The 25,951-nt window shown below is 69.8% G+C and carries 26 protein-coding genes; 9 read left to right on the top strand and 17 right to left on the bottom strand.

What is annotated here, in order from left to right:
* Positions 1-3: 3 nt before the first annotated feature.
* The 3 genes from mreD to ABE505_RS01340 all read right to left on the bottom strand — a co-directional run bounded on the left by mreD (position 4) and on the right by ABE505_RS01340 (position 2,701).
* Positions 4-483, bottom strand: coding sequence for a rod shape-determining protein MreD (gene mreD, locus ABE505_RS01350; protein ID WP_346442795.1), 480 nt, complete (start codon positions 481-483; stop codon positions 4-6).
* A complete protein-coding gene (mreC, locus tag ABE505_RS01345) occupies positions 480-1,502 on the bottom strand; it encodes a rod shape-determining protein MreC (protein ID WP_346442793.1) in 1,023 nt (340 codons plus the stop codon). The genes mreD and mreC overlap by 4 nt, the downstream gene beginning before the upstream one ends.
* A 158-nt stretch (positions 1,503-1,660) precedes the next feature.
* Positions 1,661-2,701: a rod shape-determining protein gene (locus ABE505_RS01340; protein WP_183427806.1), complete on the bottom strand. Its 1,041-nt coding sequence runs from the start codon at positions 2,699-2,701 to the stop codon at positions 1,661-1,663.
* 242 nt (positions 2,702-2,943) lie between these two features.
* Here ABE505_RS01340 and ABE505_RS01335 point away from each other — a divergent pair, with 242 nt between their 5' ends.
* Positions 2,944-3,891, top strand: coding sequence for a carbohydrate kinase family protein (locus ABE505_RS01335; RefSeq protein WP_346442790.1), 948 nt, complete (start codon positions 2,944-2,946; stop codon positions 3,889-3,891).
* A gap of 104 nt (positions 3,892-3,995) precedes the next feature.
* Here the strand turns inward: ABE505_RS01335 and ABE505_RS01330 are convergent, their stop codons facing one another.
* Positions 3,996-4,559 carry an NAD(P)H-dependent oxidoreductase gene (locus ABE505_RS01330; RefSeq protein ID WP_346442789.1) on the bottom strand — a complete coding sequence of 188 codons (564 nt, stop codon included), beginning with the start codon at positions 4,557-4,559 and terminating at the stop codon, positions 3,996-3,998.
* Between the two features lie 394 nt (positions 4,560-4,953).
* Between ABE505_RS01330 and ABE505_RS01325 the strand changes: the two genes are divergently transcribed.
* The 3 genes from ABE505_RS01325 (at position 4,954) to ABE505_RS01315 (ending at position 8,359) form a co-directional block, all read left to right on the top strand.
* Positions 4,954-6,180: a GGDEF domain-containing protein gene (locus tag ABE505_RS01325; protein WP_346442787.1), complete on the top strand. Its 1,227-nt coding sequence runs from the start codon at positions 4,954-4,956 to the stop codon at positions 6,178-6,180.
* 101 nt (positions 6,181-6,281) lie between these two features.
* Positions 6,282-7,766: an MATE family efflux transporter gene (locus ABE505_RS01320; RefSeq protein ID WP_346442783.1), complete on the top strand. Its 1,485-nt coding sequence runs from the start codon at positions 6,282-6,284 to the stop codon at positions 7,764-7,766.
* Between the two features lie 92 nt (positions 7,767-7,858).
* On the top strand, positions 7,859-8,359 hold the full coding sequence (locus tag ABE505_RS01315) for a hypothetical protein (protein ID WP_346442781.1): 501 nt from the start codon (positions 7,859-7,861) through the stop codon (positions 8,357-8,359).
* Positions 8,360-8,368: 9 nt separating this feature from the next.
* Here ABE505_RS01315 and ABE505_RS01310 read toward each other — a convergent pair whose 3' ends face one another.
* From ABE505_RS01310 to ABE505_RS01300, 3 genes are all read right to left on the bottom strand, one after another.
* Positions 8,369-8,617, bottom strand: coding sequence for a hypothetical protein (locus ABE505_RS01310; RefSeq protein WP_346442780.1), 249 nt, complete (start codon positions 8,615-8,617; stop codon positions 8,369-8,371).
* Between the two features lie 34 nt (positions 8,618-8,651).
* Positions 8,652-9,386, bottom strand: coding sequence for a hypothetical protein (locus ABE505_RS01305; RefSeq protein WP_346442778.1), 735 nt, complete (start codon positions 9,384-9,386; stop codon positions 8,652-8,654).
* Positions 9,387-9,523: 137 nt separating this feature from the next.
* Positions 9,524-11,518 carry a M1 family metallopeptidase gene (locus ABE505_RS01300; protein WP_346442777.1) on the bottom strand — a complete coding sequence of 665 codons (1,995 nt, stop codon included), beginning with the start codon at positions 11,516-11,518 and terminating at the stop codon, positions 9,524-9,526.
* Positions 11,519-11,631: 113 nt separating this feature from the next.
* Between ABE505_RS01300 and nfi the strand changes: the two genes are divergently transcribed.
* On the top strand, positions 11,632-12,327 hold the full coding sequence (gene nfi / locus ABE505_RS01295; RefSeq protein ID WP_346442776.1) for a deoxyribonuclease V: 696 nt from the start codon (positions 11,632-11,634) through the stop codon (positions 12,325-12,327).
* A 115-nt stretch (positions 12,328-12,442) separates the two neighbouring features.
* Here the strand turns inward: nfi and ubiE are convergent, their stop codons facing one another.
* Both ubiE and ABE505_RS01285 read right to left on the bottom strand, forming a co-directional pair.
* Positions 12,443-13,204: a bifunctional demethylmenaquinone methyltransferase/2-methoxy-6-polyprenyl-1,4-benzoquinol methylase UbiE gene (ubiE, locus tag ABE505_RS01290; RefSeq protein WP_346442774.1), complete on the bottom strand. Its 762-nt coding sequence runs from the start codon at positions 13,202-13,204 to the stop codon at positions 12,443-12,445.
* A 7-nt stretch (positions 13,205-13,211) separates the two neighbouring features.
* On the bottom strand, positions 13,212-14,759 hold the full coding sequence (locus tag ABE505_RS01285) for a TerC family protein (RefSeq protein WP_346442772.1): 1,548 nt from the start codon (positions 14,757-14,759) through the stop codon (positions 13,212-13,214).
* A gap of 139 nt (positions 14,760-14,898) precedes the next feature.
* On the opposite strand from ABE505_RS01285, the gene ABE505_RS01280 reads away from it, so the two are divergent.
* Positions 14,899-15,354: a nucleoside deaminase gene (locus ABE505_RS01280; RefSeq protein ID WP_346442770.1), complete on the top strand. Its 456-nt coding sequence runs from the start codon at positions 14,899-14,901 to the stop codon at positions 15,352-15,354.
* 24 nt (positions 15,355-15,378) lie between these two features.
* Here ABE505_RS01280 and ABE505_RS01275 read toward each other — a convergent pair whose 3' ends face one another.
* On the bottom strand, positions 15,379-16,557 hold the full coding sequence (locus tag ABE505_RS01275; RefSeq protein ID WP_346442769.1) for a DUF1176 domain-containing protein: 1,179 nt from the start codon (positions 16,555-16,557) through the stop codon (positions 15,379-15,381).
* A gap of 158 nt (positions 16,558-16,715) precedes the next feature.
* Between ABE505_RS01275 and ABE505_RS01270 the strand changes: the two genes are divergently transcribed.
* Both ABE505_RS01270 and ABE505_RS01265 read left to right on the top strand, forming a co-directional pair.
* Positions 16,716-18,407, top strand: coding sequence for an MFS transporter (locus ABE505_RS01270; RefSeq protein WP_346442767.1), 1,692 nt, complete (start codon positions 16,716-16,718; stop codon positions 18,405-18,407).
* On the top strand, positions 18,404-19,525 hold the full coding sequence (locus ABE505_RS01265) for an HlyD family secretion protein (protein ID WP_346442765.1): 1,122 nt from the start codon (positions 18,404-18,406) through the stop codon (positions 19,523-19,525). The genes ABE505_RS01270 and ABE505_RS01265 overlap by 4 nt, the downstream gene beginning before the upstream one ends.
* 103 nt (positions 19,526-19,628) lie before the next feature.
* On the opposite strand, the gene ABE505_RS01260 is transcribed toward ABE505_RS01265, so the two are convergent.
* The 4 genes from ABE505_RS01260 to hslV all read right to left on the bottom strand — a co-directional run bounded on the left by ABE505_RS01260 (position 19,629) and on the right by hslV (position 23,028).
* The gene (locus ABE505_RS01260) at positions 19,629-20,276 is read right to left on the bottom strand and encodes an AAA family ATPase (RefSeq protein ID WP_346442763.1); all 648 of its coding nucleotides are present in this window, start codon (positions 20,274-20,276) and stop codon (positions 19,629-19,631) included.
* A gap of 146 nt (positions 20,277-20,422) precedes the next feature.
* Positions 20,423-20,779 (bottom strand): type II toxin-antitoxin system prevent-host-death family antitoxin, encoded by a 357-nt coding sequence (locus ABE505_RS01255; protein ID WP_346442761.1) that lies wholly within the window; start codon positions 20,777-20,779, stop codon positions 20,423-20,425.
* A gap of 209 nt (positions 20,780-20,988) precedes the next feature.
* The gene (hslU, locus tag ABE505_RS01250; protein WP_346442760.1) at positions 20,989-22,374 is read right to left on the bottom strand and encodes an ATP-dependent protease ATPase subunit HslU; all 1,386 of its coding nucleotides are present in this window, start codon (positions 22,372-22,374) and stop codon (positions 20,989-20,991) included.
* 102 nt (positions 22,375-22,476) lie between these two features.
* Entirely contained in the window at positions 22,477-23,028 is a 552-nt protein-coding gene (gene hslV / locus ABE505_RS01245) for an ATP-dependent protease subunit HslV (RefSeq protein ID WP_047135539.1), read from the bottom strand.
* A gap of 216 nt (positions 23,029-23,244) precedes the next feature.
* On the opposite strand from hslV, the gene ABE505_RS01240 reads away from it, so the two are divergent.
* Complete coding sequence (locus tag ABE505_RS01240) at positions 23,245-23,445, top strand: DUF3079 domain-containing protein (RefSeq protein ID WP_346442758.1); 201 nt, start codon at positions 23,245-23,247, stop codon at positions 23,443-23,445.
* 76 nt (positions 23,446-23,521) lie between these two features.
* Here the strand turns inward: ABE505_RS01240 and xerC are convergent, their stop codons facing one another.
* Genes xerC through dapF form a run of 3 tightly spaced genes read right to left on the bottom strand, consistent with a single transcriptional unit; the run spans position 23,522 to position 25,946 of the window.
* Positions 23,522-24,424 carry a tyrosine recombinase XerC gene (gene xerC, locus ABE505_RS01235; RefSeq protein ID WP_346442757.1) on the bottom strand — a complete coding sequence of 301 codons (903 nt, stop codon included), beginning with the start codon at positions 24,422-24,424 and terminating at the stop codon, positions 23,522-23,524.
* Positions 24,425-24,432: 8 nt separating this feature from the next.
* Positions 24,433-25,104: a DUF484 family protein gene (locus ABE505_RS01230; protein WP_346442755.1), complete on the bottom strand. Its 672-nt coding sequence runs from the start codon at positions 25,102-25,104 to the stop codon at positions 24,433-24,435.
* Positions 25,101-25,946 (bottom strand): diaminopimelate epimerase, encoded by an 846-nt coding sequence (gene dapF / locus ABE505_RS01225; protein WP_346442753.1) that lies wholly within the window; start codon positions 25,944-25,946, stop codon positions 25,101-25,103. The genes ABE505_RS01230 and dapF overlap by 4 nt, the downstream gene beginning before the upstream one ends.
* Positions 25,947-25,951 lie beyond the last annotated feature (5 nt).

The raw sequence follows: 25,951 nt of genomic DNA, 5'->3' as shown, positions 1-25,951 counted from the left end.
CCGCTACGTCCGGCGCCCGAAGCGCAGTGCGTCCATGACCAGGTACAGCGGCGCCCACAGCAGCATGCCCAGCAGCGGCGCGATCCAGTACGTCCATGGCAGTTGCGGCAGGCCCAGCGCGCCGTGGATCGCAGCACTGACAATGCGGTCGTTGAGCAGCAGGCCGCCGACCGCCGCCGCCTGCTGGGCGACCGGGAAGAAGCGCAACTGCGAGCGGAAGCGCTGCAGGATGAAGCTCATCACCACCAGCCGCAGGGCCTGCTCGCCCAGCAGGCCACCGAACGCGAGATCGGCGATCAGACCGATGCAGAACGCCAGGCCCAGGCCAGCGCGGTCGGGGTCCTCGATCACCCAATAGGCGATCACCAGCGCCAGCCAGAACGGGCGCAGCGGCTGCAGGCCGGTCGGCAGCGGCAACAGGCCGAGCAGCAGCGCCGCCAACAGGCTCACCGGCAGCAACCAGGGCTTGCGACGGCGGATCATGGCATCGGCCCCGAGACCGGCGGTGTCGGTTCGGTCGCGGCCGGCGTCGCAGCGGCGGCGTCGCCCGCGCCAGTCTGCGCACCGCCTGCGGTGGCCTCGGCAGCAGCGGCGGCCTCCGCCCTGGCGCGCAATGCCGCCTCGCGCTCGGCCGCCGCCGCGTCCAGATCGGCGGTGGTCACCGGCACGACTTCGTCGCGCAGCAGCAACACGTCGCGCCCGCGGTCGAACTGCGCAGCCGGCGTCAGGCGCCCGATCAGGAACGCGCGGCTGTCGTCAGGCTCGAGCGAGGCGATCGTGCCGACCGGGAACCCCGGCGGGAACCGGCCACCCAGGCCCGAGGTCACCATCGCGTCGCCGACCTGGACATCGGCCGACAACGGGACGTTGCGCAGCAGCAGCGCATCGGGATGCCCGCTGCCGTAGGCGACCAGGCGCACGCCATTACGCGCCACGACCACCGGCACCGCATGTTCGAGATCGGTCACCAACAGCACGGTCGCAGTGGCGGACGTCGTCGCGATGACCTGGCCGAGCAGACCGCCGGCGTCGATGACGCTCTGCCCGGTGCGCACGCCGTTGCGGGTGCCGGCATCGAGCAGCAGCCGCTGCCGCGTCGGATCCTGGTCGACATCGAGGACCGGCGCCAGCTGCACGTCCAGATTGCCCTGCCCGACCGCGCCCAGCAGCCGGCGCAGGCGGGCATTCTCGGTCGCCTCGACCCGCAGCCGGGCCTGGCGGGCGTTGAGCACCAGCAGTTCGTTGCGCAACCGGCGGTTGTCCTCGGCCAACTGGGCGCGGGTCGCCGCATCGTTGCGCATGCTCGTGCCCAGCCGCGACGGCAGGCCGGCCAGCCACCATAACGGCTGGACGATGATCGCCGCCTGGTGCCTGGCCTCAGACAGCCAGCTGCCGCGGTGGTCCATGACGATCAGCACGCACGACAGCGCCAGATAGGCCAGCAGCCGCAGCGTGCCGGACACGTCGCCAGATCGGGGAGCCGGTGAGCTGGAAGACGACATCGGGCGTGTTGTCCTGATGGAAGTCGATCATCAGTCCCGCGGCAGCGGGACGCCAGCGACCAGGGACCGGGCGGACGGCGGGGCGGGCCCCTCATGCCTGCCGCGAGGACGGAACGCGCTGCCCTCGACCGAAGACATGCCGATGGCGCCGCGCGCGGTCAGTCCGCGAAGAACTCGTTGCCGTGCAAGTCCAGCAGTTCCAGCGCACGGCCGCCGCCCCGGGCGACGCAGGTCAGCGGGTCCTCGGCGACCTGCACGTGCAGGCCGGTGGCCTCGCTGATCAAACGGTCGAGGTCGCGCAGCAGCGCGCCGCCGCCGGTCAGCACGATGCCGCGCTCGGCGACGTCGGCGCACAGCTCGGGCGGCGTCTGCTCAAGCGCCTGCTTGACCGCTTCGACGATGCCCGACAGCGGCTCGCGCAGCGCGTCGAGCACCTCGTTGGAGCTGATCGTGATGACCTTGGGCACGCCCTCGGCCAGATGCCGGCCCGAGACCTCGATCTCGACCACGGGCTCCTGCTGGTAGGCGCAGCCGATCTCGAGCTTGATCCGCTCGGCGGTCGCATCGCCGATCAGCATGCCGTGGTTGCGGCGCACGTAGTTGATGATCGACTCGTCGAACCGGTCGCCGCCGATGCGGGCCGACTGCGAATAGACGATGCCATTGAGCGCGATGACCGCGACCTCGGTGGTCCCGCCGCCGACGTCGACCACCATCGAGCCGCGCGCCTCGGTGACCGGCATGCCGGCACCGATCGCCGCGGCCATCGGCTCTTCGATCAGCGAGACCTCGCGGGCACCGGCCTCGAGCGCCGAATCCTTGATCGCACGCTTCTCGACCTGGGTCGAGCCGGCCGGCACGCAGATCAGCACGCGGGGGCTGGGACGCAGGAAGCGCGACTTGTGCACTTTCTTGATGAAGTGCTTGAGCATCTCCTCGGTGTACGTGAAGTCGGCGATGACGCCGTCCTTCATCGGGCGATGCGTGGTGATGTTGCCCGGCGTCCGGCCCAGCATCTGCTTGGCCTCGGCGCCGACCGCCGCGACGACCTTCTGGCCGGCGGTCCGGTCCTGGCGCACGGCCACGACCGACGGCTCGTTGAGCACGATGCCCTGGCCGCGGACGAAGATCAGCGTGTTGGCGGTGCCCAGGTCGATGGACAGGTCGTTGGAAAACAGGCCGCGGAACTTCTTGAACATCGGAAAAGGGCGTCCGTCAGAGGGGGCGACACAAGCGCGCTAGCCTAGCAAAAAAGCCGGTGCCCGCGGCGCCCCGAACGCCCTGCAATGCCCCCGACCAGACGCCCCGGGTGGCCCGCCCGCAGGGCTCGGGCCCGCGGCTCGGCCAGCCTGCGCCGCGCCCTGAGCGGCCCGCACGCGGCCCGGCGCGCACCGGGTTAACGTAAACTAACCGGCCTTTCGACGACGACGAGTTGCATGCGATGTCTGCATTGATCTGCGGTTCCCTGGCCTACGACACCATCATGGTGTTTCCGGACCAGTTCAAGAACCACATCCTTCCGGACAAAGTGCACATCCTGAACGTCTCGTTCCTGGTTCCGCGCATGCGCCGCGAGTTCGGTGGCTGCGCGGGCAACATTGCCTACAACCTGAAATTGCTCGGCGGCAACCCGATTCCGATGGGCACCGTGGGCCAGGATTTCGGCCCCTATCGCGAATGGTTCACCGAGCTGGGCATTACGCTCGACTACGTGCGCGAGATCCCTGAGTTGTTCACGCCCCAGGCGTTCATCACCACCGATCACGACAACAACCAGATCACCGCGTTCCATCCCGGCGCGATGATGCGCAGCCACGAGAACCACGTGAAGGACGTGCCCGGCGTGACCATCGGCCTGGTCGGCCCCGACGGCCGCGAAGGCATGCTGCAGAACGCGCGCGAGTTTTCCGAGGCCGGCACCCCGTTCGTCTTCGATCCGGGCCAGGCAATGCCCCTGTTCAACGGTGACGAGTTGCGCCAGTTCATCGAGCTGGCCGACTACGTGATCGTCAACGACTACGAGTCCAACCTGCTGCAGGAACGGACCGGCTGGGACGAGAAGGTCATCGCCGGCAAGGTGCGCGCCTACATCTGCACGCGGGGCCCCAAGGGTGTGGTGATCCATGCCGAGGGCCAGACCCACGACGTGCCGCCAGCCCACGAGCGCCGCGTCACCGACCCGACAGGCTGCGGCGACGCGTTCCGCGCCGGCCTGCTGTTCGGCATCGACAAGGGCTACGACTGGCTCACCATCGGCCGCATCGGCAACCTGATGGGCGCGCTGAAGGTCGAGCATCCCGGCACCCAGAACCAGCGCTTCGACTACGAGGAGTTCTCGCTGCAGTTCCGGCAGCAGTTCGGGTATTCGCTGGAGAGCAAGGGCGGCTGAGCGCGCCCCCTAGGCGCGGCGAGCCGGCTGCGCCTAGAGCAGGTCGCGACGCGGGTGGTCTGGTGCCCACGCGCGCCGACGAACGACATGCCGCATCGCGTCGCCTAATCGCGCATCGATCCGCCGTGCTGTGCGATCCATGTTAGATAGGCCTCCAGCCAGCCCTGCATGAAATCGCGGCTGGCCTTGCCAAAGCCGCCGTCGTCGTCGAAGACGCCGTCCTTGGCGTGCAGGAAGACCTCGGGCTGGCCCAGGGTCGGCATGTCCAGGTAGGCGAGGATGTTGCGCAGGTGCTGCTGGGCGAGCGCCGAGCCGATGCTGCCGATCGAGGCCCCGAGAACGCCGGCCGGCTTGCCTGCCCACACGCTCTGGCCGTAGGGCCGCGAGCCGTGGTCGATCGCGTTCTTCAGTACACCGGGCACCGAGCGGTTGTACTCGGGCGTGACGAACAGCACCGCGTCGGCGCCGCGCACCGTATCGCGCAGGCGCACGACCTGCGCCGAGGGTGCGTCGTCATCGTCCTGGTTGTAGAGCGGCAGGTCGCCGATCTCCACGTGCACGAACGTCGCACGGTCGGCGGCGAGACGTTCGAGGGCGTTGGCCAGACGGCGGTTGATCGAGGCCTTGCGCAGGCTGCCGACGAGCACGGCGATTCTGGGTGCGGGCATGGGGAACTCCTTGTGGGTGGAAGGGCGCGACTGGGGCATCGGCGACCAATGCCCCCACACCATGCCCCACGCATTCGGGGATCGGGATGAAATGAACAGCCGGCCAGGCGTCCACCCGGCCCGGCAGGCCGAACGAAGCATCGCCACCCCGCCCAGCGGCACCGTGCGCAACGTACGCAAGCCCTTCGCGCACCGTCAGGATGCCGACGCAGGCTCAAGTTCACCGCTGCCCAGCCGTTGGTACTAAGCTGTCGCCGTCCAATCGGACGGGGCAGGCCTGCCCGTCCTGACATCCAGTCGCGCGCGCCGAAGGGGGAACTTCGGCATCCCGCCAGCGGATGCGGCGTGCGGACCTGCGGCCTGTCTTCGCCCTTGTTCCGACTTCGAGCGCCTTATGATCGCCACGCTTCTCGTCGGCATGCTGTGTGCCTACCTGCTGAGCTTCTCGGTGATGTTCCTGCTCATCAGCAGGCGCTTGGGCCGCGACAGGATGGGGACAGATGCCTTCGCCGTGGGCAACCTGATCCTCGGCGCTGCGTACATGCTGCAGTTGCTGGAAGGCTCGGTGGGGCTGAGCTGGATGGGCGTGTTGAATCATGCGCTCACACTCGGCGCACTGCTGGCCTACAGCGTGGGCGGCCTGCGCTTCTTTGGTCGGCCGACGCCACTGCTCCGGCCGCTGGCTGCGCTCGGGCTGGGCCATGTGGTCGTGCAGATCCTGGTGGAATGGGCCTGGGGACCGGTGGCGCGCTACGCGCTGCTTTCGGCAGTGTGTGCCCTGTGGTTCGTTGGCATGGTGGTCGTGCTGGTGGCGGGCCTACGTACGTTCGCCCGCGATCTTCGCGCTGAGGCGCTGCTGCTTGCCGCGCTGATCAGCGGCATCGGGGTATTGAACGCGCTCAAACTGGCCAAGTTGCTGGCCGGTGGCCTGGCGACGCTGCACATGGATGGACAGTTCCAGGTGGTTTTCTACGTTTACATGTGTTCGCTGGCGACCATCATTCCACCGTTCATCGTCTGGCTCGTTCTGCGCCGCCTGACCGACCGGCTTCGCGACATGGCCGCGCGCGATCCGCTGACACAGTTGCTCAATCGCCGCGGCTTGACCGAGGCACTCAAGATGCAACAGCGGCATTCGAACGGCGCTCGCCTGCTGCTGATCGATCTCGATCACTTCAAGCGCATCAACGACCAATACGGTCACCACACGGGTGACGCCGTGCTCTGCGCCATCAGCGATGTCCTGCGTGAGGCTGTCCGCGCGGGGGATCTCGTATGCCGGATGGGCGGGGAGGAGTTCGCCGTGGTCTGCCCAGGCGCCGACGAGGCCACCGCAGGCGGCGTGGCCGAGCGCATCCGCCAAGCCGTCGTATCGACGGCCCGGCTGCAGACGCCGGATGGCGAGGCGTTGCGCTGCACCGTCACCGTGGGCATCTCGGGGCGCTTCGACGACGATGCGTCGCTGGAGCAGGCGATGCAGGTGGCGGACGCGGCGCTCTATCGCGGCAAGCACGCGGGGCGCAACCGGGTGGAATGGGGCGACACGAGCACGAACCAGAACCGGGGTCAGAGTGCACTTTCTGAAGTGCCAGTTCTTGCCGGGGTCATTTGCGATCCCTGACTGGCGACTGGTCAATGAAAGTGACCGTCCCTTCACGCGCGTCACCCCCAGCCGACTGCAGCCTCACCGCATCACGATCCCCGGCCAGCCTGAATGCGCCGATGTCACGACGCCAAGCCGCCCCAGCCACCGACCGCCCGCGCGACCTGACCCGCGGTCCGATCGCCACCACGCTGCTGGTCTTCGCGCTGCCGATCCTCGGCGGCAATGCCTTGCAGTCGCTCAACGGCTCGGTCAATGCGATCTGGATCGGCCGGTTCCTGGGCGAGGATGCGATCGCGGCGATCGCCAATGCCAACAACATCCTGTTCTTCCTGCTGGGCGCGGTGTTCGGCGTCGGCATGGCCGCGACGATCCTCGTCGCACAGGCCATCGGCCGCGACGACCTCACCGCGGCCAAGCGCGCGATCGGCACCAGCGCGACGTTCTTTGTGAGCGTGTCGGTCCTCGTCGCGCTCGCCGGCCTGCCGCTTTCGGGACCGGTGCTCGACTGGATGGGCACACCGGCGTCGGCACTGCCGCATGCCGAGGCGTACTTGCGGATCATCTTCCTGGCGGTGCCGTTCCTGTACGCGCTCGCGTTCCTGTCGGCGATCCTGCGCGGCGCCGGCGATTCGCGCACCCCGTTCTTGTTCCTGCTGCTGGTGGTCGCGCTGGACATCGTGCTGGTGCCGCTGCTGCTGTTCGGGGTCGGCCCGTTGCCGGAGATGGGCATGGCCGGCGCGGCGGCCGCGAACCTGATCGCCAACGCGCTGGGGCTGGTGGCGATGCTGGCCTGGCTGCGGCACCGTCGCCATCGGCTCTGGATCGGCCGCGACGAGCGCGCGCTGTATCGCCCGGACTGGACGATCGTTCGCGCACTGCTCGCCAAGGGGCTGCCGATGGGTTTGCAGATGGTGATGCTGTCGGCGGCGATGATCGCGATGATCGCAATGGTCAACGCGCACGGCGTCGAGACCACCGCCGCCTACGGCGCTGCGCTGCAGCTGTGGACCTACGTACAGATGCCCGCAATGGCGATCGGCGCGGCGTGCTCGACGATGGCGGCCCAGAATGTGGGCGCCGGCCATTGGGACCGCGTGGGCCGGGTCGCCAAGACCGGCGTGGCGATCAACTTCCTGATGACCGGCGTTTTGATCGCGGTGCTGATCGGCCTCGACCGCCACGCGCTGGCGCTGTTCCTGCCCGAGGCCAGCGCCGCGCTGGAGGCCGCACGTCACCTCAATCGCATCGCAATCTGGTCGTTCTTGTTCTTCGGCGTGACCTTCGTGCTGTTCGGCGTGGTGCGCTCGACCGGCGCGGTGCTGCCGCCCCTGCTGATCCTGGGGGCGACCCTGTGGGGCGTGCGGGTGCCGTTCGCCACCTGGCTGCAGCCCACGCTCGGCGCCGATGCGATCTGGTGGAGCTTTCCGGCCAGCGCGCTGGTGGCGATGCTGCTGGCGGTCGGCTACTACCGCTGGGGCGGCTGGCGTGCGGCGCGCATGCTCGCCGATGAACAGGTCGCGATCCCGGCCGAAGTCCCGGCCCCGCCGCCGGCCCCGGTCGCTGGCATGCCGCCCTGCCGAGCGCAGACGACGGCCGACTGAGGACCTGAACAACCCGGCCGCAAAGCGTATTGACGCCGACATACGCCCGCCCGCTGTAGGAAGGACATCTGCCCGCTTCCTGGAAGACGTCCATGCGCCCCGCTCCCTTGCTGACCGCCGTGCTGGCCTGCGCCGGCCTCGCAGCCCCCGTCGCGGCGCAACAGCTGCGCAATCCGGCCGATCCGCCGCCTGCCGCGGTCGCGCGGCCCGCAGCGCCCGCGCCCGCGCCACAGCAACTGCGCCCGCAGGCCCCCCCGCCACCGGCCGCCACGCTGCGCGCGCCGCAGCCGACGCGGCAACTCGCGAACGATGTCACCCGCCCGGTCACGCCCACCCCAGCGCTGTCGCAGCGCGAGCGCTGCCTGCAGACCGCGCGCAGCGCCGTGCAACCGGTGTCCGACCAGCGTGTCGCCGCGGCCCAGCGCGGGCTGGCCGCCACGCAGGCGCAGCGCGCGGCGACCGGCGCTGTCGGCGCCGATCCGACCGACCGCTCGGGCCTGCGCGCGCAACAGGAGAACCAGCAGCGCGCGATCGCGCGCGAACGCGATGCCGCCGCCCAGCAGCTGCGGGTCGCGCAGGCCAACTGCAACTAAAAGCCGGCGTCAGGCGGCGGACGCGTCGCCCGGCGCCTTCGCCGCAGCGCGGGCCAGCCAATCGGGCAGCGCGCGGCGGCCGATGCCCTGCGCCCGGGCCTGCTGCAACTGCGCCAGCATGTAGGCGCGGCGGGCGGGGTCGTCACCGGCGAACGACAGCGCCAGGTCGCGGTCCATCCAGCGCCGGAACACCACGAACAGGACGACATGCAGTGCCAGCGCCAAGGCACTGACCACCACGACGATGGCCACGTCCATCAGTGCGAACGTCCCAGCGCTTTGCGCCGCCGGCTCACTGCCAGCCCGGCATCCGCGCGCGGTCGAGCCCGGCGGTTTCGAACACCGCCGTGCGGGTGCCGCCGGCCTTGACCGGGAAGGCGATCGAGAGCGTCTTCGCGCCATCGAGCAGACGCCACAACGCCTTCTCATCGTCGATGAACATCGCGATCGCCTCGTCGGTCTGCGGCCGGTTGGCCGCCATGCGGCGCGGCGCGGCCTCGTCCACCGTCACCTCGATCCGGCAGTTGGGATAGCAGTCGAAATCCCCGGCTTCCAGCACCAGGTAGCTGCTGCGCCCCCACGAGGGATGGTCGCGGAAGATCAGCCGCACGGGCTTGGCCCCGCTGCCGTCGACGTCGACCGGCTGGCGCGCATAGATCGCCGCCGAGACCTGTTGCCCGCCGTCGGCAGGCCGGGTGTCGTAGCTCCACAAGGCCGCCGTCCGCGCCTGCTCGCGCACCGCGTCGCCGCGGCTGCGGACTTCATCGAACTTCGCCCGCACGCGGCCGGCCGCCTCGGTCTGGGGGTAGCGCGACAGCAGCACGTCGGCCTGGGCCTTGGCCAGCGCCCAGTTCTCGGCGGCGACGGCGGCTTCGAAGTCGCGTTCGCCGGCGACCGCCTGTTGCTCGTTGGCTTGCGCTTGGGCCTGGGCCTGAGCGGCAGCCTGCGCCTCGCGGTCCTGGCAACCGGCAAGCGCCAGCGATGCGACGAACAGGGCGGCAGCGAGCGGGCGGGCAACGGCGGGCATGGGCATGTCCTCGATTCTTCGGCGGGGCGCCGCCACGACAGCGCGCGCGGCATCAGCGTAGCAGGCGTCCGCACCGCGGCGCCCATCCAAAACGCACGCGGCCGCCCGAAGGCGGCCGCGCAGGACGGCACCGGCCGTCAGTTGGCCGCTGGGGCGGCCTCGTCGACCGCAGGCGCGGAGGGATCGACCGCCGGGGCCGGCTTGGCCTCGTCGATCACCTTCTCCACCGAGCCGGTCGTGATCGGGTGGTAGCCCGGACGCGCCTTGGCGAAGATCTCCTTGGCCAGCGCCAGGCCGGACTCGGTCTGCACCAGCGCGTCGTAGATCGGCATGATCAACTTGCGACGGCCGACACGCGCGGTGAACTCGGCCAGTGCCGCGTTCGCCTCGGTGTAGCCGCTGCGCACGGCCAGCGGATACCAGCGCATCGCGATCTCGCCGTTGCCCGTGCCGGTGAAGTGGTAGGCGCCGTCGAGCTGGGCCATCTGCTCGTGGGTCAGCGTCGCCGGCAGGCTGTCGAGGAAATGCAGCCACTCCTGCGTCGACCAGGCATCGGTGATCTGGCGCGGCGGCAGTTGCGCGCTGCCCAGCCACGCCAGCCGCGCGGAGTCGACGATGCCGAAGTTGCGCGACATCACCTGCGGCGCCGAGGCCGGGATGCCCGGGCCGTAGACCCATTCCTGGATCTCGGCATCACTGACGGTGCCGGGATACTTGTCGAACAGATGTTCCTTCGCGTACGCCAGGAACTGCTCGGTGGTGATGCTCTGGAACGCGAAATGGTCGAAGTAGCCGCGCAGGAACGCATCGAACGGCTCGCGGCCGAAGCGCTGCTCGAGGAACTGCAGGAACCAGGCGCCCTTGTCGTAGGCCACCGCGCTCAGCGCGTCGTCGGCGTCGAGCACCGTGCCCGGTTTCACCGCCAGCGCCTGCACCGCCTCGGGCATCGAGACGATGCTCTCCTTGAGCGCATTGCGGGCGATCACGAACTCCATGTCGCTGGTCTCCTTGCCGTAGACCGATTCGACGATGCGGTTCTCCACGTAGCTGGTGAAGCCCTCGTTGAGCCAGCCGTGCTTGGCGCTGGAGAACGTCACCAGGTTGCCCGACCAGCTGTGCGCGAGCTCGTGGGCGACCAGCGAAACCAGCGACTTGTCGCCGACGATGACGGTCGGGGTGATGAACGACAGGCGCGGGTTCTCCATGCCGCCGTAGGGGAACGACGGCGGCAGGATCAGCAGGTCGTAGCGCTCCCAGCGGTAGGGGCCATAGAGCTGCTCGGTGGTGGCGATCATCTTCTCGGTGTCGGCGAACTCGGCCACCGCGCGGTCGATCGTGGCCGGCTCGGCCCAGATGCCGCTGCGCTCGGAGATCGGCTTGAACACCAGGTCGCCGGCCGCGATCGCCATCAGATAGGACGGGATCTTCTGCGGCATCTTGAACGTGTAGTCGCCGTCGCGCTGGGCGGCCGGATCGTTGTCCGCACTCATGAGCACCATCACGTCCGGACGCGAGGTCACGTGCGCGCTGTAGGTGTAGCGGATCGCCGGCGTGTCCTGCAGCGGCACCCACGAGCGGGCATGGATCTGCTGCGACTGGCTGAACATGAAGGGCAGCTTCTTGCCTTCGGTCATCTCCGGCGTCAGCCACTGCAGGCCCGAGGCGTCGGGCGAGGTGGTGTAGGTCACGCGGATCCGGGCATTGCGGTCCGGGGCCTGGATCGTCAGCTTGCTGCCCAGGGTGGCGTCGGCATCGGCCAGCGCGTAGTGCAGCGGCTGCCACTGCCCGCCGGCCTCGCCTTCGACCTTGTCGATCGTCAGCGCGCGCGTATCGAGCACCAGCTCGGTCGCCGCCGGATCCTTCCACTGCAGCGTGTAGGTCGCGGTCCCGGCAATGGTGCGGGCGTCGAAGTCGAGCGCCAGGTCCAGCGCCAAGTCCTCGGTGACGACCTTGTCGGGCTCGGCATAGGAATGCTCGTCACGGTCGGCGGCCTCGGCCGGCGGCTTTTCGCTGGCCGGCGGTGCCGGCGCGGTGCCGGCCTCGGGCTTGCAGCCGCCGATCACCAGGGCCGACAGGGACAACAGCAGCACCGAGGCCAGCTGCGGGAAACGGAACGGGGGAATTCGGATCACGGAACGTCTCGCGGCGGAAGAACCGACGCGCAGTCTACTCCGTCGCCCCGCGCCGCCTGCTGACACCCCGGCCGTGCACGTCCCGGCGACCGGGTACGTTGCAGCCTACGCGCATGAACGAGGCCACATTCGGCGATTGGGACGGCAGCCCCGCCCAGGCGCGCGCCCTGCAATCGCGCCTGGCTGCGCAGGTCGTGCTCCAGGACAGGCTGCCGGCGCGCGTTCGCTGGATCGGCGGCTTCGACGTGGGGTTCGAGGACGCCGGCGCCGTCACCCGCGCCGCGGCGGTGCTGCTGGATGCGCAATCGCTGCAGCCGGTCGAAACCCATGTCGCCCGCCTGCCGACCCGCATGCCCTACGTGCCCGGACTGCTGAGCTTCCGCGAGCTGCCGGCCTTGCTGGCTGCGCTCGCGCAGCTGTCGCAGACGCCCGACCTGGTGTTCGTGGACGGTCAGGGCATCGCACATCCGCGGCGCCTGGGCATCGCGGCGCACTTCGGTGTGGCCACCGGCCTGGCCAGTATCGGCGTGGCCAAGAAGCGCCTGGCCGGCCAGTTCGAACCACCGGGCGATGCGCCAGGCGACCGGTCGCCGCTGCGCGACCGCGGCGCGCACATCGGCTGGGCGCTGCGCAGCCGCGCACGCTGCAACCCACTGATCGTCTCGCCCGGGCACCGGATCTCGGTCGACGGCGCGCTGGGCTGGACGTTGCGCTGCCTGCGTGGTTACCGTCTGCCCGAACCGACCCGGCTGGCCGACCGGCTCGCCTCGCGCCGCGGCGCCATCGAGGTCGCGGCCACGCTGTTGTGAGGCGCGGCTTCAAGGCGCACCGCGCAGGCACGTTGCTTCGTCGCACGCTGCGAGCAGGCGCGGCTCGCGCTCGTCCTGCGCTGTTTCGGGCCGGCGCCACGCCGGCCGTCGGGCGTCAGGCCTTGAAGCCGTCGTGGATCGCGACGATGCCGGCCGACAGGTTGCGGTAACGGCAGCGCACGAAGCCGGCCGCGTCCATCATCGACTTGAGCTCGTCCTGCGGCGGATGCTTGCGGATCGACTCGGCCAAGTAGCGGTAGCTGTCGGCGTCGCCGGCGAACAGCCGCCCCAGCCGCGGCAGCACCTGGAACGAGTGGAAGTCGTAAAGCGGGCGGAACCACTCGGGCTTGACCTGGGAGAACTCCAGCACGCGCGCCTGGCCGCCGACGCGCAGCACACGCTGCATCTCGCGCAGCGCCGCGTCCTTGTCGGTGACGTTGCGCAGGCCGAAGGCAATGGTCACCAGATCGAAGCTGTTGTCGGGAAACGGCAGCGTCTCGGCGTTGCACTGCACGTACTCGAAGCCGCGCACCTGCCCGCGATCGGTCATGCGGTCGCGCCCGGTGCGCAGCATCGCCGCATTGATGTCGCCGAGCACCAGTTCGCCCGATTCGCCGACCCGGCTCTTGAGCAGGGCCGCGATATCGCCGGTGCCGCCGGCCAGGTCGAGCACGCGGTCGCCGCGGCGCACCTGCGCGGTCGCGACGAAATAGCGCTTCCACACCCGGTGGATGCCCAGGCTCATCAGGTCGTTCATCAGGTCGTAGTTGCCTGCGACCGAGGAGAACACCTGGCCGACCAGCTTCTGCTTTTCGCCGGTGGGGACGTCGCGGAAGCCGAAATGGGTGGTGCCGGGTCTGGAGGATTCGTCGCTCATGGGCCGATTATCCCTCATTCGGGGCCGGTGCGATCCGCAGGCGCCCGACCCGGCGCCGTTCCAGCGATTCGACCCGCAGCACGTGGCCGTCGATGGTCACCTCGTCGCCTTCTGCCGGCATCCGGTCCAGGGCGTGGACCACCAGCCCGGACAGGGTCACGTAGGTCGGGCTGGTCGGCAGGCTCAGGCCGGTCGCCAGCGCCACGTCCTGCATCGACATCGAGCCGTCGACCAGCCATGCACCGTCCTCGCCCCGCACCGCGCCATAGTCGGCGTCCTGGGTATCGGCCAGGTCGCCGGCGATCGTGGCCAGCAGGTCGTTCGCGGTGACCATGCCTTCGATGCTGCCGTACTCGTCGACGACGACCGCGATCGGGAGTGGATGGGCGCGGATCTGCTCGAGCACGCGCAAAGTCGACGTGCCCTCCGGCACGACCAGCGGCTCGCGGACGAACTCGGTCACGTTCAATGCCCGGCCCTGCAGCACGCTCGACAACAGGTCGCTGCTCTGCACGACGCCCAGCAGGCGGTCGAGCTCGCCGTCGCAGACCAGCAGGCGCGTGTGCGGCGACTGCACCAGCCGCTCGGTCGCATGCCCCAGCCCGCGCGTGGCGTCGATCCATTCGATGTCGCCGCGCACCGTCATCACGCTCGACACCGGTCGCTCGGCCAGGGTCAGCACACTGCGGATCATGTCGTGCTCGGCCGCCTCCAGGCGCTCGCCATCGGGCGCCTGCTCGGCCGGCTCGATGGCGCCGCCCTCGCTCGCCGTGTCCGGACGCGCGCCGAGCAGACGCAGCACCGCGTCGGCCGTGCGCTGGCGGAACGGCAGCTGGCGCACGTGGCGCTCGCGGTTGTAGCGCGACCACTGATTGAACGCCTCGATCAGGATCGAGAACACGATCGCCGCGTACAGGTAGCCCTTCGGAATCTTGAAGCCCAGCCCCTCGGCGACGAGGCTGAAGCCGATCATCAGCAAGAAGCCCAGGCACAGCACGACGACTGTCGGATGGCGGCTGACGAAGCGCGTCAACGGTTTGCTGGCCAGCATCATGACCGCCATCGCGATGATCACCGCGGCGTACATCACACCCAGGTGCTCGACCATGCCGACCGCGGTGATCACCGAGTCGAGCGAGAACACCGCATCGAGCACGACGATCTGCGCGACCACGACGCCGAACGCGGCATAGGCCCTCTTGCCGCCGCTGTCGTGCTCCCGGCCCTCGAGCCGCTCGTGCAGTTCCATCGTCGCCTTGAACAGCAGGAACAGGCCGCCCACGAGCAGGATCAGGTCGCGCCCGGAGAACGCGTGTTCCCAGACCGAGAACAGCGGCGCGGTCAGCTTCATGATCCACGCCAACAACGCCAGCAGCACCAGGCGCATCAGCAGCGCCAGGGTCAGTCCGATGATGCGTGCCTTGTCGCGCTGCTCGGGAGGCAGCTTGTCGGCAAGGATGGCGATGAACACCAGGTTGTCGATGCCCAGGATGATCTCCAGGATCACCAAGGTCGCCAGACCCATCCAGATCGTCGGGTCGGCCAGCCATTCCATAGGTGTTCTTGCATCGCGTGCGGAGAGGAGCGCGGATTCTGCCACGCGAATGTTAAGAATTTGCCGCGGCCGGCGCGCCCGCTCGACCGCATCGCACAGGCACGTCAGACTGCAGGCCCCGCGCTGCCACGACCGCCCCATGATCGCCACGCCCGACTACCGCGCCCTGCTCGACACCGCCATCGCCGAAGCCCGCCAGGGCCTGGCCGAGGGCGGCATCCCGATCGGCGCAGCGCTCTATCACCGCGATGGCCGGCTGCTGGGCTGCGGCCACAACCGCCGCGTGCAGGAAGACGATCCGTCCGTGCACGGCGAGACCGATGCCTTCCGCAAGGCCGGTCGCCAGCGCAGTTACCGCGACACGATCATGGTGACGACGCTGGCGCCGTGCTGGTACTGCAGCGGCCTGGTCCGTCAGTTCGGCATCGGCACAGTCGTCGTCGGCGAGTCGCAGACCTTCCGCGGCGGCATCGACTGGCTGCGCGAGCACGGCGTCGAGGTGATCGACCTGCACAGCCAGGACTGCATCGACCTGCTCGGCGGCTTCATCGCCGCGCACCCCCAGGTCTGGAACGAGGACATCGGCGAGGACTGACGCGGTCCCGCGACAAAGGCGCGCTCAGCGCGCCGTCTCGGTACGCCACAGCGTCGGGAAATCGCCGGGCGCCGCGCCTCCGCAGCGGCGCAGTTCGGCGTACTGCGCCAATACGAACGCCTGTCCGTCGTAGTGCCACTGCGCCGCTGCGCCACAATCGGCGAGCCCGCGCCCTTTGGCGAAATGCGACAGCGTGGCGGTGTCGGGCGCGTAATCGGCATTGGTGAGCAGCGCGAAGTCCGAGCCGGCATCATCGAGTCCGGGCGGACCCGGCGGCACGATGCGGGTCGCGCCGCTGCCGTCGCGTGCCGTGCGGAACGCCAGGCTCGAGGTCTGATAGGCCCCGCTCAGGCATGCGACGAACACCAGGGCGCGCTCGGCATCGAGCGGATACGCCGCGTCCTGGTCGCGGATGTCGAAGCCCTCGCGCGGCGGGTTGCAGTCGGCCTCGCGCAGCGCGTCGGCCGCCTGTGCGCGGACTGCGGCGGTCAGCCGTGTGGCGTCCTGTGGCGACAATGCCGGCGGCAGCACCGCTGCATGCAGCCTCGGCAGCGCAGGCCCGCCGGGCAGGGCTGTCGAATCGCGCTCGCCACGCCGCGCCCAGGCGCTGGGCGTGTCCAGCCGCTGCTGGTGCTCGTCGATCAGCAGCAACGCCGCGCGCAAGCCCGACAGCGACACCACCGGCGCGTCCTCGCCGCTGCCAGCCGATAGCCGAGTGCCATCGCCGACCAGCGCGATGAACGTCGCGATGTCGGCGGCCGCATCGAGCGTCAGCGCATCGCGGTCGTCGTCGCGTCGCCACGGCAGCGCGGCCAGTTCGGGCACGGCCACGCCGTCGAGCCGCAGCGTGGCCGGCTTGGGCGCGCCGTCCGACGTGCCCAGTTGCAGCCGCTGCGCACCGTCGCCGCCCGGCGCGCGCGACAGCCGCAGCACCAGACCGAACGCCCCGTCGTTCACGCCGATCGCCTCGCAGGCCCGGCCGTTGTCGCAGGCCACGGTGAAGTCGCGCAGTTGCCGATACAGCGGCGCGACCGCGCTGGACGTGGCGCCCGCCGTCGTGTCCGCATCGTGCGCGGCGGTTGCCGGCGCGGGGGAAGGGGCCGACGCCGTGGTGGCGGCATCCGGCATTGCTGGCGGCACCGGTTCCGTGCACGCGGCCAGCAGCGCGGCGCAGGCAAGCACGAAGGGGCGGACGATGGACATCGCGAACTGCTCTTGCGGACGGAGACGCCATTGTCTGTCGCCGCGACCGACGCGACGTCGACGCGGCCATCACATGGGATCCGGGCGAGGTCGGGCGCAACGCTCCGGTGCGCGCGGCGCCTTGCCGGCATGCCGGTTGCGCGTCCAGACTGCGCGCCATGTCGCGCGTTCCGCCGCCTGCTCCGCCCCCCGCGCCGCGATCGCCCCGCGCGGACCGCTACGCACCGCGTGCGTGGGCGCCGCATGAGCGGCCAATGATGCCGGGATCGCCATCGACCCCGCTGCATTCCACGCCAATGCGCGTGGCTTACGGCGTCGTGGGGTTCGTGATCGCGATCACCGGCGGCCTGGGCAACGCCCTGGTGACCGCCAACCTGCTCGACCTGCAGGGCGCGCTCGGCGCTTACGCGGCAGAGGTCGCCTGGCTGCCCGCCGCGTACGTGATGACCAACGTGTCGATGAACATCCTGCTGGTGAAGTTCAGGCAGCAGTTCGGCCTGCGGCTGTTCACCGAAGCCTTCCTGGTGGTGTACGCGTTGATCACGCTGGCGCATCTGTTCGTCAATGACCTGGGGTCGGCGATCGCGGTCCGCGCCGGACACGGCATCGCCGGCGCGGCGCTCAACACTCTCGGCCTGTACTACATGCTGCAGGCGTGCCCGCAGAAGCACCGCCTGCGGGGGCTGGTGCTGGGTTTGGGCATCGCGCAGTTGGCGCTGCCGCTGGCGCGGGTGTTCTCGACCGACCTGCTCGAGTTCGGCGAGTGGCGCGGCCTGTATCTGTTCGAACTGGGCCTGGCGTTGCTGGCGCTGGGTTGCGTGCTGCTGCTGAAGCTGCCGCCGGGGGATCGCCACAAGGCATTCGAGCCGCTGGATTTTCTGACCTTCGGCCTGTTCGCACCCGGGGTCGCCCTGCTGACCGCGCTCCTGGCGCAGGGCCGCATCGGCTGGTGGACCGAAACCGCCTGGCTCGGCTGGGCGTTCGCGGCGTCCGTCGCACTGGTGACCGCCGCCATCGCCATCGAGCATTTCCGCGCGCGTCCGCTGCTCAATACGCGCTGGCTGGCGACCGCCTCGATGTTGCGGCTGGCCCTGGCGATCGTGCTGATCCGCATCGTGCTGTCGGAACAGGCCACCGGCGCCGTCGGTTTCCTCCAGGCACTGGGCCTGGGCAATGCGCAGATGCACACGCTGTTCATGATCGTGCTGGCTGGCAGCGTCGCCGGCCTGGCGGCCAGCGCGGCGACGATCAATCCAGCCAAGACCTGGCAGCCGGTGCTGTTTTCGCTGCTGCTGATGATGGCCGGTGCGTTGATGGACGCGCAGGCCAGCAACGTCACCCGGCCCGAGCAGATGTACCTCAGCCAGTTCCTGCTGGCCTTCGGCAGCACATTCTTCCTCGGGCCGATGATGATCGCCGGCATCGGCCCGGTGATCAGCCAGCCGCGCAACCTCATCAGCTTCGTCGTGCTGTTCGGCATGACCCAGAACCTGGGCGGCCTGCTCGGCTCGGCGTTGCTGGGTACATTCCAGACCTTGCGCGAGAAGTTCCATTCCAGCGTGCTCAATGAGCACCTGACCCTGCTCGATCCCCAGGTCGCCGCGCGCGTGCATGCGACTGCCCAGGGCTACGCGTCCACCGTTGCCGATCCTGCGTTGCGCGAGGCACTCGCGCTGCGCGCACTCGGCGCGACGGCCAGCCGCGAGGCCACTGTGTTGGCATACAACGACGTGTTCCTGATGATCGCCTTCATCGCGTTCTGCACATTGGTGTGGATCATCGCCTCCCAGGCGTGGGCGCGCCTGCGCACGCCCGCGCCGCCCGTACCCGCAACACCGGACCCCGCATGAGCACCCCTGCCCCATCGACTCCCGAACAGCCCGCCGCGCCCGCGCGCCGGCGACGGACGTTGCAGATCGCGGCGTTCGCCACCGTCGCGCTCGCCGGCATCCTGATCGTGCTCTACGCCTGGCGCCTGCCGCCGTTCGGCAGCAGCGTGCAGAGCACCGAGAACGCGATGGTGCGCGGCCGGGTGACGCTGATCGCGCCGCAGGTCACAGGCTATGTGACCCACGTCGCCGTCCAGGACTTCGAGGCGGTCACCCGTGGTCAATTGCTGGTCACGATCGACGACCGCATCTACCGCCAGCGCTACGAACAGGCGCAGGCCAATCTGCGGGTGCAGCAGGCCGCACTGGCCAACGCCACGCAGTCCAGGCGCAGCGCCGAGGCCGGGATCGCGCGCAGCGCCGCCGACATCGCGGCCACGCGCGCGCAGGCCGAGGTCGCCACGATCGACCTGCGCCGGCTCGAACAACTGGCCGACCAGAAGCTGATCTCTGCGCACGATCGCGACCTTGCGCGCGCCAACAGCGCGCAGGCCCGCGCCTCCGCCGCGCAGGCGCGGGCGGCGCTGCAGATCTCCGAGCAGGACGCGCGCAGCGTCGAGGTCAACCGCGACAGCCTCGAGGCGGCCGTCGCCAGCGCCGAGGCGGCGGTGCGACTGGCGAAGATCGACCTCGACAACACCCGCATCGTCGCGCCCGAGGACGGGCTTCTCGGACAGGTCACCGTGCGTCAGGGGGCGCTGGTCAATGCCGGCACCCAACTGATGGCGCTGGTGCCGGCCGACATCTGGATCCTGGCGAACATGAAGGAGACGCAGATGACCGACATGCGCGTCGGACAACCGGCAACCTTCACCGTCGACGCCCTCGGCGGCGCGCGGCTCAGCGGGCGCGTCGAGCGCATTTCGCCGGCGACCGGCTCGGAATTCAGCGTGCTGCCGGCGGACAACGCGACCGGCAACTTCGTCAAGATCGCCCAGCGCATTCCCGTGCGCATCGCGATCGACCACGGTCAGCCGCTGGCCGAACGCCTGCGCCCGGGCATGTCGGTGGTGGTCTCGGTGGACACCGCGGGCGCGCGAGATGCATCTGACGATGCGCCGCGCACACCGACGCACTGAGCGTGTTCTTTATCGAACTGATTGTTTGCCCCCACCCAACCCTCCCCCGCGTGCGGGGGAGGGCTTCAGATCAAGCCTCGCTGCCGCGCTCGACGACGATCCGCTAGGCACGTCGATCTTGTGCGGCCAGCGCGGCCTCGACCAGCGGCTGCGCCCAGCCTGGCGTCGCGCGCAAGACGCCGAAATCGTCGGGCGCCGGATGCACCAAGCGCCCGGCCACCATCTCCAGCACGCGCCGCGGATCGGGCACGGCACGGCCGCGGGCGACCTCGACGCTGTTGTCGTAGACCTGCAGGTGCGCCAGGTGTGGCATCAGCACGATCAGGTTCTCGCGCGAGCGGTGCCAGCGCGCACGGATGTCGGCTTCGGGAATATCGTGACCGCCGGCAGCGACGCGAGCACGTACGCGGGCGATGTGCTGGTCGACCGACGACAGGCCGCAGAACCACATCAGCACGTCGTGCGTGCGCGCGGCCTGGGCGATCTTCGCCGGCACGGTGTTGCCGCCCAGCGTGGTTTCGAAGGCGTGGTCCCGGCCAGCGGCAACGGCCGCGTCGAGCCGGCGCATGCCTTCCTGCCACGCCTCGGCATTGACTTCGCGCTGGCTGCAGCGGGTGGCGGCAGCGAGGGCGCGCGCGAACTCATCGGGATTGAACCAGCTCAGGCCGGCGTCGATGAGCAGGTGGCCGCCGATCGAACTCTTGCCGGCGCCGTTGACGCCCGCGAGCACGAACAGCACCGGCCGCCGCATGACGGCGCCCTCGTCGACCGCTGCACTGCGCTTCGCGCCGCGCGTGCGTTCAGGCGCGCCGGGCCCGCCCGCGGCGGCGGCCCCACGCCTGGGCGTATCACCGCGCATCCGGCGCGTGCGCCGCCCGCCCGGCCGCCCGCGCAGGCTCAATGCGAGGCGCCGGCCTTGACCTTGCCGCGCAGCGTAGCCGGCCGCGCCATGATCGCGCGCAGCCGGTCACCGGCATCGGCGCTCTCCAGCGACGCCAGCCTGGCGTCGAACTTCGCCTGCAGGTCCTCGAGTGCCGAACGTTGCGGCGCCGCGGCCGCCTCCAGCGCGCGCAGGATCGCGTCGTAGGTCTCGGCCGACAGGATCACCGCTTCGGGCGTGTTGTGGTGGGTCACCACCACTTGGCCGTCGCGAGCGACCGACTTCATGACCCCGCGCCAGCCCAGCTTCTTGACATCGGACGCCGGCGTGCGCGGCAGCGCGTCGAGTGCATCGAACTTGGGGGCAACGGACATGGGAACGGCCTCACGATGGACGTGAGGCCAATATACCCATTTTTCCCTTTTGCGGCTGTGAACCCGGCGCGGCGGCAGAACCTGTTCAAGGTCCGTCGCGAGCGCCGCCAAATGGCGCGTGGCGGAGCGCAGGAAGCGGAGCGTACGTGCGCATTCCGAGCACCGCACGCGCGCCATTTGGCAAGCGCAGCAGGACCTTGGACAGGTTCTCAGAGGATGTAACGGCTCAGGTCCTGATCCTGCACCAGCTCACCCAGGTGCGCATCGACGTAGGCGCGGTCGATCGTCACCGTGCCGCCCTTGTCGGGGGCCTCGAAGCTCAGCGTGTCGAGCAGGCGTTCGAGCACGGTGTGCAGGCGCCGCGCGCCGATGTTCTCCTGCCGCTCGTTCACGTGCGCGGCGATCTCGGCCAGCCGCTCGACCGCGTCGTCGGCAAACGCCAGGTCCACGCCTTCGGTCCGCAGCAGCGCCACGTACTGGCGCGTCAGCGCCGCCTTGGGCTCGGTGAGGATGCGAACGAAGTCGTCCTTGGTCAGCGCGGTGAGCTCCACCCGGATCGGGAAGCGGCCCTGCATCTCGGGAATCAGGTCGCTGGGCTTGGCGAGATGGAACGCGCCCGAGGCGATGAACAGGATGTGGTCGGTCTTCACCGAGCCGTACTTGGTGCTGACCGTGCTGCCCTCGACCAGCGGCAGCAGATCGCGCTGCACGCCTTCGCGACTGACGTCGCCGCCGGTGGTGCCGGCCTCGCTGCGCTTGGCGACCTTGTCGATCTCGTCGATGAACACGATGCCGTGCTGCTCGCAAGCCTCGATCGCGGCCTCGCGCACGTCATCCTCGTTGACGAGCTTGCCGGCTTCCTCCTCGATCAGCTGCGGGCGCGCGGCGCGGATCGTCAGCTTGCGCTTCTGGGTCTTGCCGCCGCCCAGGTTGGCGAACATCTGCCGCAGTTGCTGGCCCATTTCTTCCATGCCCGGTGGGGTCATGATGTCCATGCCCTGCCCGGCGCTGAGTTCGAGTTCGATCTCGCGCTCGTCGAGTTCGCCGGCGCGCAACTGGCGACGCAGCTTCTGCCGGGTCTCGGATTCCTTCGACGACGGCTCGGCGCCGATGTCGACCGTGGTCTGCTGCGCGCCGAAGCCGAACGGCTGCGACGGCGTCTCGCGACGCGGCAGCAGCGCGTCGAGGATCCGGTCCTCGGCGCGGTCCTCGGCCTGCGTGCGCACGCGCACCTTGGCCTGCTCGCGGTAGAGCTTGACTGCGGTGTCGGCGAGGTCGCGGATGATCTGCTCGACGTCCTTGCCGACGTAGCCGACCTCGGTGAAACGCGTGGCCTCAACCTTGACGAACGGCGCATTGGCCAGCGTCGCCAGCCGGCGCGCGATCTCGGTCTTGCCGACGCCGGTCGGACCGATCATCAGGATGTTCTTGGGCATGACCTCGTTGCGCAGTTCATCGGGCAACTGCGCCCGGCGCCAGCGGTTGCGCAGCGCGATCGCGACCGCGCGCTTGGCCGCATTCTGGCCGACGATGTGGCGGTCGAGTTCCTGCACGATCTCGCGCGGGGTCATGGTGGACGAGCTGGAATTGGGCATGGGGAAATTCGGGCTTCGTAAGAGCGGAGGGGCGCGCGACTGGCGGATCGACGGGCAGGATCGGCTGGCCGAATCCCGAGCCCCGGATCCCCAGTCCCGCCTTCAGAGTTCTTCGACGACGACGTTCCGATTCGTGTAGATGCAGATGTCGCCGGCGATGTGCAACGCCTCGGTGGCGATGGTGCGGGCGTCGAGGTCGGTATGGGCCAGCAGCGCACGCGCGGCCGACAGCGCATAGGAGCCGCCCGAGCCGATCGCGACGATGCCGTCCTCGGGCTCGATGATGTCGCCGTTGCCGCTGATGATCAGCGAGGTGTCCTTGTCGGCCACCGCCAGCAGCGCCTCAAGCTTTCCGTAACGCCGGTCGGTGCGCCAGTCCTTGACCAGCTCGACTGCGGCACGCACCAATTGCCCGCCATGCTGCTGCAGCTTGGCCTCGAACAGTTCGAACAACGTGAACGCATCGGCCGCCGCACCGGCGAAGCCGGCGAGCACGCTGCCGTCGCCGAGCCGGCGCACCTTGCGGGCATTGCCCTTCATCACGGTGTGGCCGAGCGTGACCTGACCATCGCCGGCGACGACGACCTTGCCGCCCTTGCGGATCGAGACGATCGTCGTGGCGTGGAAGACATTGGGATTCTGGCTGGGGTCCATGCGGCCTCCGTGGATCGAACCCCATCAGTGGGGCGTCCACGCGCCCCATTCAACCCACGCACCCGCGGCTGGTCATCGCGAGACATCCCCGAGCACATTTCGGGGCCGCGCAGCCCCGTTGGCGCGCGACGCGCGATGCCGCGCCCTTTGTCCTGGATCAAGGCGCGCGGCCGATCGACACGCAATGCTGGCAACCGGTCCCGACAAGACACAGGCATGGCCAAACCGTTTCCGCTGCACCCCAAACACCCCGAACGCATCTGCTGGGGCTGCGACACGTACTGCGCGGCCGATGCCCTGGCCTGCGGCAACGGCGCCGGGCGCACCCAGCACCCGATCGAGAACGACGGCGAGGACTGGTACCTCGCCTGGGGCATCGAGCCCGAAACCGACCGCCCGAAGCACGCGAAGTGCTGACGCGACGACCGTCTCGTCGATGGACCTCCGCGGCCTCGGGTCCCAGGGCCGGTCTTCCGCGCGCAACGCCTGCGCGTCAGCCGTCCTCGCCAGCGGCGCCGCGCTTGCGCCGCGCGCGCGGATGCGCGGCGTCGTAGACCTTGGCCAGGTGCTGGAAGTCGAGGTGGGTGTAGATCTGGGTGGTGGCGATGTCGGCGTGGCCGAGCAGTTCCTGCACGCCGCGCAGGTCGCCCGAGGATTCGAGCACGTGGCTGGCGAACGAGTGCCGCAACAGGTGGGGGTGCACGCGCTTGAACAGGCCCTGGCGCTGGGCGAGCAGTCGCAGCCGCATCTGCACCGCGCGCGCGGTGATCGGGCCGCCACCGCGGCCGGGAAAGACCGGCGCGTCGGCGCCGGCGCCGCTCTCGGCGCGCCACGCGCGCAGCGCCACGATCGCATGCGAGCCGACCGGCACGCTGCGCTGACGGCTACCCTTGCCCAACACCGTGACCAGCCCGCCGTCGAGATCGAGGTCATGCCAGCGCAGCGCGACCAATTCGGCCAGGCGCAGGCCCGACGAATAGAACAGCTCGAGCAGCGCGCGGTCGCGCAGGCCCAGGGGCGCGTCGGTCGGCACTTCGACCAGTTGCGTCGCCTCGTCGACATCGAGCACCTGCGGCAGCTTGCGCGGCGCCTTGGGGCCGCGCACGCCGGCCGCGGGATTGGCGACGACGTGGCCGTGCCGCAGCAGCCAACGATAGAAACTGCGGCACGCCGATAGCCGTCGCTGCAGGCTCTTGGCCGACAGGCCGCCACGATGGCCGGCAGCGACGAAGGCGCGGATGTCGTCGGCCTGCAAGGCGCGAAGGTCAGCGTTTCCGCTGTCCTCGGCCCACGCGGCCAGCGCGGTGAGGTCGCGGCGGTAGGCGTCGAGCGTGTGCGCCGACATGCGCCGCTCGACCTGCAGATGCGCCAGGAACGCCTCGACGTCGGCCGACATCGCCACGCTCAGCCGGCGTAGCGCTTCATCGCCGCCGCGAACGCCTCGCCCATCATGTGCAGGAACAGCGTGCCCATGCCCGGATAGAACCGGTTGGGGTCGCGGCTGCCCACGGCGACCAGGCCGACGCCTTCGATCGGCAGCAGGGCGCTCGAATGCACTTCGTCCACCCGCGGCCCGTACAGCAGCGACTGCTTGTCGGGATGCAGGCGGCCGCACAGCGGCGCCTCGTCCTTGAGGCAGTCGACGAAGGGCTGCAGGCGGCGGTCGTCGCGCGCGACGATCTGCAGCCAGTCCTCGTCGAGCCCGGCGACCGGCGCGAACAGCACCAGGCGGACCAGGTCGCCGTTGAAATCCTCGGCCAGCGTGGCGGCCAGCGCGCGCACCGTCGAGGCCGCGTCGGGCTGGCGCATCAGCGCCAGCGTCAGCTGGTGGGTGCGCACCGCCAGGCGTTCGTTCTCCTGCGAGATCGCATACAGCTCGCGCAGGCGCTTGGACAGCTCGCGGTTCTTGTCGCGCAACACTTCGAGCTGGTAGCTGGCCAGCGACGCCGCCGGGCCGTCGTCGCGCGGCACGACCAGCGTCAGCGCCAGATCCGGAAACTGCTGCAGGAACTTGGGCTGCCGACGCAGCCAGGCGGCCACTTCGTGCGCGCCAAGTGTCTCGGTGGTCTCGCTCATGCGCTCCACTCCCCTTCAAATACAAATGCGGCCGGGCCGGCCATCGTCAGCGTGGCTGCATCCTCGGGCCAGGCAATGCGCAGCGTGCCGCCGGGCAACGATACGTCGGCGCAGCGCGCGATGCGACCGCGCCGCGCCAGCACCGCGACCGCCGCGCAGGCGCCGCTGCCGCAGGCGCGGGTTTCCCCAACGCCACGCTCGAACACGCGCAACGCGATCTTGTCCGCGGCCAACACCTGCGCAAACCCGACGTTGACCGATTCGGGAAACCAGGGCGAGGCCTGCAAGGCCGCACCGATGCGCGCCACCGGCGCGGCCTGGAGGTCGTCGACCTCGATCACCGCATGCGGATTGCCCATCGACACCGCCCCGAAGGCCACCGACGTGCCGTCGTCGAGCACGCCCGTGTACAACGGCGCGGCGTTGAAGCCGGCCAACGGTACGTCGTCGGGCGCGAAGGCCGGTACGCCCATCGCAATACGGAAGTGCGTGCCCTCGCGATCGACCGCATGCAGGCCAGCGGGGCTTTCGAGCACGAAACCGTTCGTGCCCGCCACACCGTCGCGCACCAGCCAGGCAGCGACGCAGCGCGCGCCGTTGCCGCACTGCTGCGACGACGAACCATCGGCATTCCAGATGCGATAGCGCGCCACCGCCCCGGCCGCATGCGGCGCCTCGATGGTCAGAATCTGGTCGCAACCGACGCCGAGGTGCCGGTCGGCGAGCGCGCGGCACTGCTCGGCATCGGGCGGCGGCGTGCCGTCGCGCAGGTCGAGCACGACAAAATCGTTGCCGGCGCCGTGCATCTTCGAAAAGCGCAGCGGCGTGGAAGACGCGGCCATCAACA

Source organism: Luteimonas sp. TWI382, from assembly GCF_039674545.1.
Lineage (GTDB): Bacteria > Pseudomonadota > Gammaproteobacteria > Xanthomonadales > Xanthomonadaceae > Luteimonas.
This window is presented reverse-complemented; position numbering and strand designations above follow the sequence as displayed.

Excerpts from the sequence above, each read along its gene's own strand:
- ABE505_RS01265 (WP_346442765.1), top strand. The coding sequence starts at position 18,404 with ATGAGCACCCCTGCCCCATCGACTCCCGAACAGCCCGCCGCGCCCGCG.
- ABE505_RS01260 (WP_346442763.1), bottom strand. The coding sequence starts at position 20,276 with ATGCGGCGGCCGGTGCTGTTCGTGCTCGCGGGCGTCAACGGCGCCGGC.
- nfi (WP_346442776.1), top strand. The coding sequence starts at position 11,632 with ATGAACGAGGCCACATTCGGCGATTGGGACGGCAGCCCCGCCCAGGCG.
- ABE505_RS01330 (WP_346442789.1), bottom strand. The coding sequence starts at position 4,559 with ATGCCCGCACCCAGAATCGCCGTGCTCGTCGGCAGCCTGCGCAAGGCC.
- hslV (WP_047135539.1), bottom strand. The coding sequence starts at position 23,028 with ATGGACCCCAGCCAGAATCCCAATGTCTTCCACGCCACGACGATCGTC.
- ABE505_RS01280 (WP_346442770.1), top strand. The coding sequence starts at position 14,899 with ATGATCGCCACGCCCGACTACCGCGCCCTGCTCGACACCGCCATCGCC.
- xerC (WP_346442757.1), bottom strand. The coding sequence starts at position 24,424 with ATGTCGGCCGACGTCGAGGCGTTCCTGGCGCATCTGCAGGTCGAGCGG.
- ABE505_RS01255 (WP_346442761.1), bottom strand. The coding sequence starts at position 20,779 with ATGTCCGTTGCCCCCAAGTTCGATGCACTCGACGCGCTGCCGCGCACG.
- mreD (WP_346442795.1), bottom strand. The coding sequence starts at position 483 with ATGATCCGCCGTCGCAAGCCCTGGTTGCTGCCGGTGAGCCTGTTGGCG.
- ABE505_RS01240 (WP_346442758.1), top strand. The coding sequence starts at position 23,245 with ATGGCCAAACCGTTTCCGCTGCACCCCAAACACCCCGAACGCATCTGC.
- ABE505_RS01275 (WP_346442769.1), bottom strand. The coding sequence starts at position 16,557 with ATGTCCATCGTCCGCCCCTTCGTGCTTGCCTGCGCCGCGCTGCTGGCC.
- ABE505_RS01285 (WP_346442772.1), bottom strand. The coding sequence starts at position 14,759 with ATGGAATGGCTGGCCGACCCGACGATCTGGATGGGTCTGGCGACCTTG.
- ABE505_RS01305 (WP_346442778.1), bottom strand. The coding sequence starts at position 9,386 with ATGCCCGCCGTTGCCCGCCCGCTCGCTGCCGCCCTGTTCGTCGCATCG.
- ABE505_RS01315 (WP_346442781.1), top strand. The coding sequence starts at position 7,859 with ATGCGCCCCGCTCCCTTGCTGACCGCCGTGCTGGCCTGCGCCGGCCTC.
- ABE505_RS01320 (WP_346442783.1), top strand. The coding sequence starts at position 6,282 with ATGTCACGACGCCAAGCCGCCCCAGCCACCGACCGCCCGCGCGACCTG.
- ABE505_RS01310 (WP_346442780.1), bottom strand. The coding sequence starts at position 8,617 with ATGGACGTGGCCATCGTCGTGGTGGTCAGTGCCTTGGCGCTGGCACTG.
- ubiE (WP_346442774.1), bottom strand. The coding sequence starts at position 13,204 with ATGAGCGACGAATCCTCCAGACCCGGCACCACCCATTTCGGCTTCCGC.
- ABE505_RS01230 (WP_346442755.1), bottom strand. The coding sequence starts at position 25,104 with ATGAGCGAGACCACCGAGACACTTGGCGCGCACGAAGTGGCCGCCTGG.
- ABE505_RS01335 (WP_346442790.1), top strand. The coding sequence starts at position 2,944 with ATGTCTGCATTGATCTGCGGTTCCCTGGCCTACGACACCATCATGGTG.
- hslU (WP_346442760.1), bottom strand. The coding sequence starts at position 22,374 with ATGCCCAATTCCAGCTCGTCCACCATGACCCCGCGCGAGATCGTGCAG.
- mreC (WP_346442793.1), bottom strand. The coding sequence starts at position 1,502 with ATGTCGTCTTCCAGCTCACCGGCTCCCCGATCTGGCGACGTGTCCGGC.
- ABE505_RS01270 (WP_346442767.1), top strand. The coding sequence starts at position 16,716 with ATGTCGCGCGTTCCGCCGCCTGCTCCGCCCCCCGCGCCGCGATCGCCC.
- ABE505_RS01340 (WP_183427806.1), bottom strand. The coding sequence starts at position 2,701 with ATGTTCAAGAAGTTCCGCGGCCTGTTTTCCAACGACCTGTCCATCGAC.
- dapF (WP_346442753.1), bottom strand. The coding sequence starts at position 25,946 with ATGGCCGCGTCTTCCACGCCGCTGCGCTTTTCGAAGATGCACGGCGCC.
- ABE505_RS01325 (WP_346442787.1), top strand. The coding sequence starts at position 4,954 with ATGATCGCCACGCTTCTCGTCGGCATGCTGTGTGCCTACCTGCTGAGC.